The 12,317-nt window shown below is 42.9% G+C and carries 11 protein-coding genes; all 11 read left to right on the forward strand.

What is annotated here, in order from left to right; all coding sequences use genetic code 11:
* Positions 1 to 5: 5 nt before the first annotated feature.
* The 11 genes from VB264_RS15415 (at position 6) to VB264_RS25130 (ending at position 12,265) form a co-directional block, all read left to right on the forward strand.
* Positions 6 to 743: a ParA family protein gene (locus VB264_RS15415; RefSeq protein WP_323250692.1), complete on the forward strand. Its 738-nt coding sequence runs from the start codon at positions 6 to 8 to the stop codon at positions 741 to 743.
* Positions 744 to 805: 62 nt separating this feature from the next.
* Positions 806 to 1,579 (forward strand): hypothetical protein, encoded by a 774-nt coding sequence (locus VB264_RS15420; protein WP_323250693.1) that lies wholly within the window; start codon positions 806 to 808, stop codon positions 1,577 to 1,579.
* A 699-nt stretch (positions 1,580 to 2,278) separates the two neighbouring features.
* On the forward strand, positions 2,279 to 5,257 hold the full coding sequence (locus tag VB264_RS15425; RefSeq protein WP_323250694.1) for a hypothetical protein: 2,979 nt from the start codon (positions 2,279 to 2,281) through the stop codon (positions 5,255 to 5,257).
* A gap of 1 nt (position 5,258) precedes the next feature.
* Positions 5,259 to 7,253: a hypothetical protein gene (locus VB264_RS15430; protein ID WP_323250695.1), complete on the forward strand. Its 1,995-nt coding sequence runs from the start codon at positions 5,259 to 5,261 to the stop codon at positions 7,251 to 7,253.
* A 452-nt stretch (positions 7,254 to 7,705) separates the two neighbouring features.
* The gene (locus VB264_RS15435; protein WP_323250696.1) at positions 7,706 to 9,169 is read left to right on the forward strand and encodes a hypothetical protein; all 1,464 of its coding nucleotides are present in this window, start codon (positions 7,706 to 7,708) and stop codon (positions 9,167 to 9,169) included.
* 10 nt (positions 9,170 to 9,179) lie between these two features.
* Positions 9,180 to 9,527, forward strand: coding sequence for a hypothetical protein (locus tag VB264_RS15440; protein ID WP_323250697.1), 348 nt, complete (start codon positions 9,180 to 9,182; stop codon positions 9,525 to 9,527).
* The gene (locus VB264_RS15445) at positions 9,524 to 10,801 is read left to right on the forward strand and encodes an Ig-like domain-containing protein (RefSeq protein ID WP_323250698.1); all 1,278 of its coding nucleotides are present in this window, start codon (positions 9,524 to 9,526) and stop codon (positions 10,799 to 10,801) included. Before VB264_RS15440 ends, VB264_RS15445 begins: the two co-directional genes overlap by 4 nt.
* Before the next feature lie 70 nt (positions 10,802 to 10,871).
* Positions 10,872 to 11,063 (forward strand): transposase, encoded by a 192-nt coding sequence (locus tag VB264_RS15450; RefSeq protein ID WP_323250699.1) that lies wholly within the window; start codon positions 10,872 to 10,874, stop codon positions 11,061 to 11,063.
* Between the two features lie 26 nt (positions 11,064 to 11,089).
* Positions 11,090 to 11,329, forward strand: a complete 240-nt coding sequence (locus VB264_RS15455) for a hypothetical protein (protein ID WP_323250700.1) — start codon at positions 11,090 to 11,092, stop codon at positions 11,327 to 11,329.
* Between the two features lie 14 nt (positions 11,330 to 11,343).
* Positions 11,344 to 12,024, forward strand: coding sequence for a DDE-type integrase/transposase/recombinase (locus VB264_RS15460; protein WP_323250701.1), 681 nt, complete (start codon positions 11,344 to 11,346; stop codon positions 12,022 to 12,024).
* Positions 12,017 to 12,265 carry a hypothetical protein gene (locus VB264_RS25130; protein ID WP_407654659.1) on the forward strand — a complete coding sequence of 83 codons (249 nt, stop codon included), beginning with the start codon at positions 12,017 to 12,019 and terminating at the stop codon, positions 12,263 to 12,265. Before VB264_RS15460 ends, VB264_RS25130 begins: the two co-directional genes overlap by 8 nt.
* Positions 12,266 to 12,317 lie beyond the last annotated feature (52 nt).

The following is a 12,317-nucleotide window of genomic DNA, read 5'->3' on the forward strand; positions in this document are numbered from 1 at the left end:
ATTATATGAAAGTATTTTCAATTACCAATAATAAAGGCGGAACAGGAAAGACCACCACCACGCTCAATTTAGGGGCAGCATTGGCCCATAAAGGCTTCAAAGTGCTCTTGATTGACCTTGATGCTCAGTGCAACCTTAGTATTGCCTTAGGAGTCAAAAATAACACTAGTCACATTGGAGAATTACTAGTAGGAGAGTCAACGTTCGAACAAACTTTGATTAAAAAAGAAAAGATGGATATTTTACCATCAAGTAGATTGCTTTTGAGTTTTGAGTATAGAATTAATATGGAACCAGACTCTGGTTATTTCTTGCAGGAACAACTTGCAGGAAAAGATTATGATTACGTTTTGATTGACTGTCCACCAAGTTTGGGTTCATTAACAGTGAATGCACTCGTGGCAAGCGATTATTTTATTGTACCCATTCAAGGAGAAAACTTTGCTTATGTTGGTTTAGATGAAATATTGCAATTATGTGCTAAAATCAGAAAGCGAATGAATCCAAATATTCAATTAGGCGGAATTCTGTTGAATAAATTTGATATGCGAACAAAATTCAGTCAGATGATTTATACAAAATTGTCGGAAAATTCCGACATCAAACTTTATAAATCTAACATTCGTCAAGATGTATCTTTGATGGAATGTACAGCATTTGCACAAAGCATTTTCGAATATGCACCTGAATCAAGAGGAGCAAGCGATTATATGGTACTTTGTGAAGAAGTACTCAGTCAATAGGAGGGAAGCTTTCTGTAAAAATAGAAGAGGTAGAAATTTTAGTAGTTTAATTGAGCATAAAAATGGCAAAGAAAAGCTTTAGTAATGATTTATTAAGAGATTTGCATAGCGAATCACTGTTAACAGATATTGTCCCGCAGGTAGAAGAATCGACAACTCTTTCAGCTTTAAACACAATTGAACTTGATAGATTGTCATCATGTGAGGCTGTTATAGAGAAAGGTTTAAATACATTTGTTGAGGTTGGAAATGCTCTTTTTGAAATTAGAAATAATAAATTATACAGAGATAAATTCACAACATTTGAAAGCTATTGCCGAGATAGATGGAATCTAAAAAGACAAAGAGCCTATGAATTAATGGATGCTGCAGCTGTCGTAAATACTTTGTCGGAAATTTCCGACAAAAATGAGCAAGATAGTCAAGCTTCAATTGTTGTTCCTACAAAAGAATCTCATGCGGCTGCTTTGAGTAAAGTTCCAGAAGAATTTAGAAGTGAAGTGTGGGAAAAAGCATTAGAAAAAAATCAATCGCCTGGAAAGGTAATTACTGCAAAGATGATTGATAATATTGCAAAGGAACTAGGCAATATTTCTATAGACGTATCGCCTGAAATTGAGGAGAGAAAAGGTTTAGTAAAACAAATACGAGAGAAAGTAAAGAAAGCTAAGCTAGACCAAATTTTAGTAGAAATCAAAGGAGAGTTTTTGATAGAAAACGATTTAGTTTCGGTTTGGCAATCGCTCAATCAAGATTCTTCTGAAATTACTGAAACATATAAAGCATATATTTCTTTGGGACAAGCTGAGGAATTGGGTTTGATACGTAAAGCTTGATGACAGGTAAAAACATTTTTAATGCCTTTAAAATCTACTATTGTTGCTATAGATAATATTAAATAGACAGGATAAGAAATATTCATATCCTGTCTATGGTTCCCAATTACATGTTAGTGCAAAGTCTTTGTAATTATATTTTCTAGTCATTTGATACAAGGTTTTTTATCGTAATCCATCTCTTCTCTGAAATTTATTTTACAATAAGGGTGCTTCAAAACTTTGTTGGGGTAATGAATATCAATATTCAAGTCATGACTCCTTTGGCTTTGACTACAAGGCCGAACAGTACTAATGTCTAAACGCTTCCTATTAAATGTTAATTGGTTATCAAATTTGCTTGCTATGTAAGCAAATATCGTTTTTGGGTTATTTGGTGGTGTTCCTTCGCGTACACGCTACAAGAGCGAAGAGGTACAAGTTAATGTATTTTTACATTTTCTTTTTCATCAATAACTCACTATTAATCTGCAATATGAGTTAGGGTGCTACGTTCAAAGCCGTGCTGCGCACGCAGCTGAGCCACAATAGTAATTAATTATCTTCTTTTAGTATTGCCTATTGGACTAATAATTCTGCTTTACCTAAGTTTTCCCCACAAACGACCTCAAAAAATTATTTTTGATCCCCAATACCAAATAGATTATTATTTCTTATTTTAGTCGTGTAAACTCCTGAAAAATAATTGTTTACACGACAATGAATAAACCAGAAAAAAACAAGTGGGTACAGCTTTGCTTTGTATTCCGAAAAAAATACGTCTTCGTCCGTTATGAGGACGGCATGGGCAACAAAGTCAAAACACCCGGAAAAGAATACCGTAGCGTTAACCTGCCATTATTAGCCAGTGTAAGAATAGATCTACGCATTGATGCCTACCTGACTCAGATGTTGGATGCTAATCCGCGGCAGCGCATGACACAATACGGGATGAAAGACATTCCTTTGGCAATTTTCCTAGACCTCGAGCTAGAGGCTCCACTGAAATCGCTGGTGACGAGGCTTTGGTCGATATATAATTTCAGTTATTGGACTGATTTGTTTCAAGAAACGTTAAAAGAAAGAAGTTATCAGTTCATTCATGACCGAAAGATACCCAAACGACCAACTTTCGAGTTACCCTTCCGCATCGCGCTGGCCGGAACGGACGCCAAGAATATCAGGTCGCAAATTGAAAAATGGAACTGGCTGAGGAACGATCCGAACACCCGTGAGTATGGTCTGCAAATCATCGACAATAGTTACTTTAAAGATCCGGAATATCAGAACGTCGATATATTAATTACTGATTACACCAGTGATGATTTTTATTTCAGAGACGATGCCGCTAAAGCACCTCGGCTGATTATCTTTCTTGGTGCTTATTTTTCAGAAATGGCAGTTTGGCACCAGCGTTACCCGAACTCATCTGTACTGCTGGCCCATGAATGGCCACATCACGGTGAACATTATTTTTTAAAGGAATTTCTATACAGTATCATTCACGACTACCCGCTTCATGAAGCGGTTGAGTTTGCTATAAAAAGAACCGAGGAGCCTCATTTTAGTCCGATTCTGTTCACTAGCGTAGAGGCTAACCAAGCGTTGCGGATAGTCGATGGGCTGGATAATTTCAAAAAGACCGTAGACCAGTATGCACGCACTATAAATCCTGGTAACTTGGAACAATTCATCCAAAAACTCCTACCAGCCGCCGGTGCAAAACTTGGTACTGCATTTACAGGTAGCTCGCAGATTGGCCAATATTTTAGCCAAATGAAAGGCTTCGGTGGTGATTTTGGCCGGGAGTCCAGCGGTCTAGTTCCTCTTTCCAATGAGATACAGTATTTCAGGATTAGCCAGCAACCGCAACTAGACCGATATATGTCCGAATTAAAAGCGCTGATCAATACGCCCGATCTGTTCGACAATTTACGGCAAGCTCAGGAGCGGGTAGTAAATGCGACCATGGACCATTTAACCGATACGCTACGTTACATACCGATCAATAGGTACCAGCCACTTTTCTCTGGTGGGCGTTATCGCCTGAATATAGGTATCGGTCAGCTATCGCCGGAAAGCCTGATGACCGGAAAGGTCGATTCTATTGATCCGCTGCTACCCGATCCTGATGATAAAGACGGGCATGAACTGGAAGTCGTCCTTTTTTCCAAAGATTTTATATTGACCTCCAAACCGAGAAAAATGATCAAGCTGCCCTTATTGGGTGGCTCGACTACTGCCCAGTTCCTGTTGGAAATCCCCGAAGAACTGGAGACTGCACAATTACGTTTCGGCATATTTCGGAAAAATTATCTTCTGCAAGCCTTCCTGCTGGAAGCTGCGGTCGGGACATATAATAATAATAACTGGCAGCAACCCGCCACCACCGTACGAATGGATATCGCCACCTCAGCCAAATATACTAACCTTGACGAGGTAGGGGAGCGAGACCTTTATATCGGGCTCAATGCTGGCAATGATGGCACCCATTCACTTTTTGTCAAAGACGATACTGTAGTCCGTGAAGTTCACGGACTGAATGAGGGCGTGCTTAAAGACGCCCAGCAAACATTCAGCGAACTGCTTAAAGTTGCCTATTTCGATGGGGGTTACCTAAGGTTCCCTTTAGATGTAGCTGAGCCTAATCGGGAAGCCTTTTATGACCAAGTACGCAAATTCGCCAAGACCGGTCATACCTATTACGAACGTCTGTTTACCGCTAATGATAAGGAGTTTAAAGACACATTGAAAAAAGTCAGGGAAAGTAGCAACCTTTCTTTTCAGATTGCCCGGCATGAAGTTAACTATTCTTTTCCCTGGCCATTGATATACGATTATTATTTGGTACCTCCGGCTGCTGGAAATCCTGAATACCCAGTTTGCATGGGCGTGCCGATTGACCCGAACTTATATCCCGTTTTCCAGTGTGCTGACGGTGAGGGCTGCCCACATAACCCGAACCTATTCACCTATTGCATCGAAGGATTCTGGGGTTTCAGGCACCGGATTGAGCAATTGCTGACTACAGCGGATAAAGCGAAAGATACAGTACAGTCCGTAGCGGGAAGCGGTAAAAATGTACTTTATGCCAATAATTTCAGCGACCCCCATAGCGAAAGCCTGCTGGCCCAACTACGGGCTGACTTGCCATTGCAGGAGGTCACCCATGCCTGTAACCTGATGGAATTGCTGTGGAGCGAAGCCTCCAGACCTTCTTCGTTGGTTGTATTCGGACATTTGGAGACTGGCACGATTGCGGGTGAACCCGATGAACCCCGTATCCTTACCTTTTTACGGGATACCTGGCCGCCGGACGGCGGGAACCTGCCGCTGAATAAATGGCTTTACCACCGTCTGCTCATTAATAAGATTATGCAGGATGATTCCTGGGGCAGTGCGCCATTACCACTGGTCTTCCTGATCAGCTGCTATAATGCAACAATGACCGTCAATTCGCTCAATTCCCTGATCGAAGATTTTTACACCGCTGGTGCTTCTGCCATTGTCGGCACCGAATGCGATATTACCCCGGACCTTGGTGCTGTTTTTATCCGCGAGGTGTTGCAATCGCTCTACCGAGACGGTAAAGACTTGGGCGAAGCCATACAGAATTTCAACCAGAACTGCTTCCGCTCTTATAACCCCCTTGCCTTCGTTTTTACCTGCTTCGGTAATAGTAACCTTAAGATAAACTGACATGAAGAAAACTTTTTACCTTATCTTGGTGATCATCACCACCACGATTGCAAGAGCCCAGACGATAACCGTTGAGGGAAGCCTTTTTGAAATGAACACCGAAAAAGAAACAAAGATACCAGTTAAGCTGAAACTGGATAAACCTGTTGAACTTCACTTCGACACTGTAAGCGCGTTTTCTGTCCGCAACGGCAATGTGTCCAGTGACGCTTATATAAAAGGCATCAAAGTTTCATGGAACCCGAAAATGTCCGAATTGACCTTAACAGTAAATCCGGCTCTACTGGATGCTCATGGCAATTACGATGTGAACCTTCGCTACCAGACCGGCAATGCTACCGATTACCATTACCTGAACCTGAAGCTGATACGCCCTCAGGCAGTACTGACCGTGGATAAGATTAATATAGCCGAACAGGGGAGTGTCCGCACAACCGACCCGCTTGTGATTACCGAGACTAGTGGTAAAGCAGGCGCAGACGGGCTCCGAATCAGTTCCGCTTATTTCCCCGGTGTTCAGGGCAACCTGATTACCCTGCCGGCAAAACCCGTTAAAATACTGCCCGGTGGCCAGGTGACTATTGCTTATACACTCGAAAAAGACCTCTTCGAAGCATTACCTTTTGGGGAGACCATCGGCAAGGTCCAGCTGATGACCAATTCCGTCGTTGCACCTATCCCAGTACAAATCGGCATCTGGAAAAGGCTCAGCAAGTGGTGGATTGTGCTGACCGTTTTTGCGGGCTTACTGACCGGAACCTTCGTCCGACATTTTTTAAAGGAAAAAAAGGAACGTGAACAAGCCCGGCTCAATGGTCTGCAGTTAGTGCAGGACATTAAAGGTTTTACAATTACAATCGAAGACCCCAAATTGCAGGAAGATGTCAACGTGATTGTACAAAACGTATTAACCGCAATCTCACCGGAAAATAATTCCGCAAACCTGAACGGCACCGCCGTTATTACCAAAGCAATAGATGATGCCCAGAATGCCTACAATGACCGCAAAAGAGCATTTAAAACCCAAACAGATACGGAAACAGATATTTATCTGAAGCTGGAAGCCGACCTTTTTGCCGACGATCTCCCGCCTCAGCTAAACAGGATACTGTCGGAAGCCCAGGACAGTTTAAAAAAGGCAAAAGCGAAACTGGATCTTTTCAATCCGACAGAAGCGGCAATCTGGCATTCTAAAGCCCAGGAACAGGAAATTACCGGACTGACCAGTTATGGTGCTTATGCCAATGGCCTGCTACTCTTTTTGACTATCCAAAGTAATTACTATCCGTCAATACCGGCTACAGACCCGACCTTGGCCAAAGTTCTGGCTGTATTGGCACCCGCGCAAACCGAGTGTACAACCAGTTTCGGAAGTGCCATCACAGATGCCCATGCAGCACTGGCTGCTGCCAAACGTATACAAGCCACACTGGATCAGGCATTGACGGCCCTGACCACAGGCATCATAAAATACTACAGTAACACCAACCAGTTAGCGGACAATCACCCCAACTTTAAAACAGTGTTCAGTAGCTGGCTGAAAGCGATTGGTGATATGATCAGCAATCCGCAGGGAGTCCCGCAGGCTCTGATGTACTGGACTCAGTCCTTACCTATGGACCTGAATACCGCATGGACAGTCGCCGTGAGTGTATCTCCCATTACGTTAGGACCCGGTCAGCCCGCTCCGCCTGCATTTGCTTTTGCACATCAAGAGTCTTCGGTTTCACAGCCACTCTCGCCCGGAACTGACTTAAAGACCATAAGCCTAGCTTCAATCAACACCTCCTTTAAGATTCTTTACGGCCGTTATATTGCCTATAGTTTGCTGCAGCTTTTTATACTAACCCTATTGATGGGGATCGGCGGTTATCTTTCCTATGGACAGAAATTTGTCGGGCTTCCAGAAGAGTTCATGTCCATATTTATTTTTGCGTTTTCATTGGATATCGTGGCAGATAATATCACTAGAATCAGAGCGCATACCGGTACCTGAGCAGGGTAGAAACAACGAAAATATTTTTACTACAATATAATTTGTAAAAATAAATATTTATCTTATCTTTACTTGGTAACTGCTTTACTAAAAGGCGATTACAGCCTCAATTTAATATCTAAGAAGATTGCATACACATAGTTGTTCCATGCACCGTTTTTAAAGAAGCGGTAGGCTCTACAGCGAATAGAACAATAGCCCATGCCGTTAACGAAATACATTGAGGTCAAGCTCAAGCTGTTTGTCAACCACTTTCTATCAGGCGCTCAACTTCATATTTTTATCGACCTATGATCTTTAACTCACCTCGCGTTTTTAAACTGTTAGGCATTTTACTTGTAGGCACAATTTATGGATCTTACGGACAGACCGTGGCGTCTTCCACCCAGGTGACCAAGACCGTAACGAAAACCGCCACCGGAACGTTTACAAGCGGATCACCGACGATTACAATGGATCTCAGCCTCCATGCATTTTCAGATGTTCTTCCCTTTGACGTACCTTTCCAGATCATCGGTGGTGGGGCGGCTACCGACCCGATCACCATCGACCAAGTGCAGGCGATTGATTGCTGGTACGGCCTGAAGAAAAAAAATATCGACCTAGAAACACTTATGCAAAATCCCGCACAACTAGGGCATCACACGGCTTGGTTTTATAAAGCGGGCGACAAACAATTCACCCTGATGATCGACGAGGGTCTGCCACCCAACAAGGTCTTCACCTTCATTTTCCGCATGCGGCGAAAACTAACCGATCCGCACAAAGCAACACTCGTTGCCACCGCAAAACCTTTTATAACGGATGCCATCGCACAAGCTGCTGCGGGCGGAAGCACAGAATTCACCGATGACACATTTAATGTGATCATCAAACAAATTAAGCAAAAAACCGCTGATGCGCTGGAGGCACAAGGCTTAAAAATCGACTTTGCGGCAATTGACGCAGCCCACCATAAAATCCTTTTCGACGCACTTGGGATCATCTGTACTGCCTACGAACAATCTAGTGTAAGCAAAAAAACCTTGGACAGGAAGATTGTAGAGCTGAAAACCCTGATCGAAAAACTCAAAGTCTTCGAACTGGCGTATGAACGCACCCTAACAGATCCGGATAATAATAATGATGTCAAAGCATTGCGAAAAGTCTTCTCCTTGGCTCCGCTCGCTTGGCGGTATCCGACCGGTGCCAATGCCGTTGACGATGCGCAGGTGAACACTTATCTCGCCAACTGTAAAGCACTGGCCGACGCCCTTCAACCCATTTTAGCGGATAATACCGATCTCATGCCCATAAAAAAATCGATTATCGATGACTTTTTACCAGGCATCACCGACAAGTTCAAGCAATTCAGCCTGGATTTGAAAACAATAGACCAGGATATTGCTACGCAATCTCTTACCTTTACCACTGTCTTAGCCGATCGGCTTTACAGCAATGCTTATATCATCGGCACCAGTACACCGGGAGATTTTAGTACACGTGCCAATTTATATATCAGCGCTGACCTTGGTTTGGCTGTCATCCCGCAAATCGGGCAGCTGGCACCTTATTTAGGCACCAACATCTATCTGCGTCCAGTTAACAAAAACTATCCGCTTACCTTTCATAAACTTGACTTTTTTAAAAGGTTTTCGTTTTTAGTCGGGCTTACCGTCAATACGCTATCCAAGGAGGGTTACCGAACGGACGTCCTAGGGTCGAATTTTAACTTAATCACCGGCGGCGGATTCCGCGTGGCGGACTTTGTCCGAATTAACGGCGGTATGGTTTGGTACGGACAGGTCAACCCGAATCCCCTCAATACCAATAAATCCATTGCCGGATCGCCTTTTATTTCGCTATCCTTCGATATTAATGTAAAAACGGTATTCAACAGTTTATTTCACAGCACACAGATTTCATCTTTTCAATAAAATTAAGATCATGGCAGCATTCAGCATTTCCGCACCTTCTCCATCTAGCGCGTTTATTTCAACGCCGGGGCAGGTTACCTTAAACTTTGATGTTAGCGGCAACTCGGATCCAATCAAGCTCACCTATCACTTAAATTCAGGGAACAACCTATTTTTTAAACTAGCGGACGGTCGGGAAGTGAAAGAAATCACGCAAAACTTTAATCTGCCAAATTCGCCGAAGTCTTTCAGCGATAATTTGACCATTGTCAAGAACGGTAGCAACCCCAACTTCAGCATAGGCTATATTTATATTAACGGGATCGACACTGTTAACAACGACCCCGATAGCCAGCTTTTTACCGTACATTTCTCATGAAAAATATCATCCTGCTTTTAATGGCTTGCCTGTTGCTGAGCACTGGCAGTTGTAAGAAAGACCCGCTGAACGCTACCATGGTCATTCACTTCTTAAAGCCTGACCCGGAAACCTCACCTGCTGATAACCTGACAACACTGGCTATAACCGCCGTGTTGCCCGCCGATTCGGATCCACAGACTCTGGTGACCTTTACCACAGACCTCGGAACATTTGTAAACAGCAACAGTACGACCATTACCGTCAGTGCCGACGCCTTGGGCAAGGCCACCGTCAGTATTAAAAGTGCCATTACTGGAACAGCGACGATCAAAGCCACCGTAGCCACCAAATATACTGCGGTGAAAACCGTGAACTTTACAGCACCCTCAGCCGATAATATCTTTACCGTGGCAGCTTATACCGACAATGTCACCGCAGATGGCATTACGACCATGATACTGACCGCCGCCATCAACAAGAGCTTGCCCACTTCCGCCCAGTCCGTTGTATTCGCCGCGGACAATGGCGCAACCTTCAGCAACAACACCTCTAACATCACCGTTCCAGCAGACGGCGCCGGCAATGCCATTGCCTATCTGAAGAAAGCTGCAGAAGGTCCCGTTCATGTAACCATGACCGGTCTCGGTGTCACCCGTAACCTGACCGTCAATTTTGTCGCACCTAATGCGGACAACGTATTCACCATCAGTCCCTTTACCGATAACATTATGGCCGACGGGGTAAGTGCGATGACCCTGACCGCCGCAGTAAATAAAAGACTGCCGGTAGTATCTCAAATCATTGCCTTTACCGCGGACAACAGCGCCACTTTCAGTAACAATACCGGCAACATGACAATTAACGCTGACGGCGCGGGTAATGCGATAGCCTACCTGAAGAAAACCGCCGAAGGCCCCGTTCATGTAACCATGACTGGTCTCGGAATCACCCGTAGCTTGACCGTTAATTTCACCCGATCGGTGCCCGACAATATGCTCCTGACCAATAACCCGTCTGTCAGCTCAGGCTTTGGCAATAACTTGGTCATCAATATCAGCCTGCAAAAAAACATCGGTAAGCCCGCAACTGGCTACCTGTTTGTTTACAGCGCAACCGATAGCGACGGCAATCCAGTCGGCGTGTTCAGCAACGGCACCGCTTCCGACGCCAACGGCGTAGCCTCCGTCAATTTCACCACCGGCAGTTCAACGTATAAAGGTATTGTCAACATTACTATCGCCCTGCGGCAAAACCCTGGAATCAGCCAAACTACAAGCGTCTTAGTCAACTAACCGATGGTCGTATTAACGAAATTTGCTGCATTGTCTAGTCCTGAAATAGCGCTACACAAAAAACTTTCTTATGAACCAAGAAACTAATTATGTAAAGCGAACTCAGAGAGATTACAGTATGTCTTTTAAATTACAAATTGTTCAGCAAATTGAAAGAGGAGAGCTATCCACTCATGCTGCTTGTCGTAAATATGGTATTCAAGCTCGTTCAACAATTGTAGGTTGGTTAAGGAAATTTGGTACATTTGATGGGGCTGCCTAAGCTGGGAAAATAAAACGCCAAGCAATATGCCCAAGACCCCTGAACAAAAGATTATGGAGTTTGAAGCCAAAGTAAAGCTCTTGGAGAAACAGAAAGCATTCTTAGAACATCAAGCAAATATAGCCGATAAGAAAGTTATCATATTTGATATGATGATTAATCTAGCCGAGAAAGACGGGGTCGCCCGCCGATATCAGATTGATATTCGAAAAAACTCACAACCCGAACAATCGAACAATTTATTAAACAAGAAAAGACAACCGTAGGGTTTGCCTGTCACTTGTTCGGGATTGATAGACAGGTTTATTATCGAAGTCTACATAGACGAGTTGTCAAACAAAATAAGGCAGAGCAAGGAGTAATGATGGTGCATGAGATTAGAAAGGCAATGCCTCGAATTGGTACCAAGAAACTCTATTACCTTTTGAGAGACAAACTTGAGTTGATGGATATAGGTAGAGACAAATTCTTTGACATTTTGCGAGCAAATCATCTGCTGATTCAGCCCAAACATCGTTATCATGTAACTACTAATTCCCATCACCGTTTTAGAAAGCATCAAAATATGGTGCTTAATATAGAGATTAATAGACCAGAACAAGTCTGGGTGGCTGATATTACCTACATTAGGAAACGTGATAACCCTTGCTATGTAAGTTTAGTTACAGATGCTTATTCAAAGAAAATAATGGGTTATTACGTAGCTAATAATTTGAATACAGAAAGTAGTGTGATGGCTTTGAAGATGGCAATAAAACAAAGAAATTATCAAGCCTTGCCCCTGATTCATCATTCTGACAGAGGATTACAATATTGTGCCGACCAATATCAGCATATACTCAATAAATATAAAATTCTTTGTAGTATGACCAAAAACTCAGACCCTTACGAAAAGCGAATCGTCGCACCGTGCTGTGGCAGAGAGAATCAATGGAATATTAAAACAAGAATTTATGATTGATAAGTATGAGCAAAATATTGAAACCATGAAAGTAATTATCAAAGAGGCTGTCAAAATTTATAATCAGAACAGACCACATTTTTCTAATTATTTACTAGCACCAAATCAAATGCATAAACAAAGTAAACTCAAAATGCGAACTTATAAAACAAAAAACAGTAGTAACAAAAGTGCTTACTCTACCCGATGTTTTTTATTAAATATTGATAATGAGATAGTTGTATTTGAATCCACCGAGTAAATATATTCAAAAGCTCTTCCCAGATTTTCAAAAATCCTTGATTGATGTTTCT

The organism is Arcicella aquatica, from assembly GCF_034928825.1.
Classification (GTDB): domain Bacteria; phylum Bacteroidota; class Bacteroidia; order Cytophagales; family Spirosomataceae; genus Arcicella; species Arcicella aquatica.

What these genes read in the sequence shown, in the direction of transcription:
- VB264_RS15420 (WP_323250693.1), top strand. Translation starts at nt 806, where the DNA reads ATGGCAAAGAAAAGCTTTAGTAATGATTTATTAAGAGATTTGCATAGC.
- VB264_RS15450 (WP_323250699.1), top strand. Translation starts at nt 10,872, where the DNA reads ATGAACCAAGAAACTAATTATGTAAAGCGAACTCAGAGAGATTACAGT.
- VB264_RS15425 (WP_323250694.1), top strand. Translation starts at nt 2,279, where the DNA reads ATGAATAAACCAGAAAAAAACAAGTGGGTACAGCTTTGCTTTGTATTC.
- VB264_RS25130 (WP_407654659.1), top strand. Translation starts at nt 12,017, where the DNA reads ATGATTGATAAGTATGAGCAAAATATTGAAACCATGAAAGTAATTATC.
- VB264_RS15430 (WP_323250695.1), top strand. Translation starts at nt 5,259, where the DNA reads ATGAAGAAAACTTTTTACCTTATCTTGGTGATCATCACCACCACGATT.
- VB264_RS15435 (WP_323250696.1), top strand. Translation starts at nt 7,706, where the DNA reads ATGGATCTCAGCCTCCATGCATTTTCAGATGTTCTTCCCTTTGACGTA.
- VB264_RS15415 (WP_323250692.1), top strand. Translation starts at nt 6, where the DNA reads ATGAAAGTATTTTCAATTACCAATAATAAAGGCGGAACAGGAAAGACC.
- VB264_RS15445 (WP_323250698.1), top strand. Translation starts at nt 9,524, where the DNA reads ATGAAAAATATCATCCTGCTTTTAATGGCTTGCCTGTTGCTGAGCACT.
- VB264_RS15440 (WP_323250697.1), top strand. Translation starts at nt 9,180, where the DNA reads ATGGCAGCATTCAGCATTTCCGCACCTTCTCCATCTAGCGCGTTTATT.
- VB264_RS15455 (WP_323250700.1), top strand. Translation starts at nt 11,090, where the DNA reads ATGCCCAAGACCCCTGAACAAAAGATTATGGAGTTTGAAGCCAAAGTA.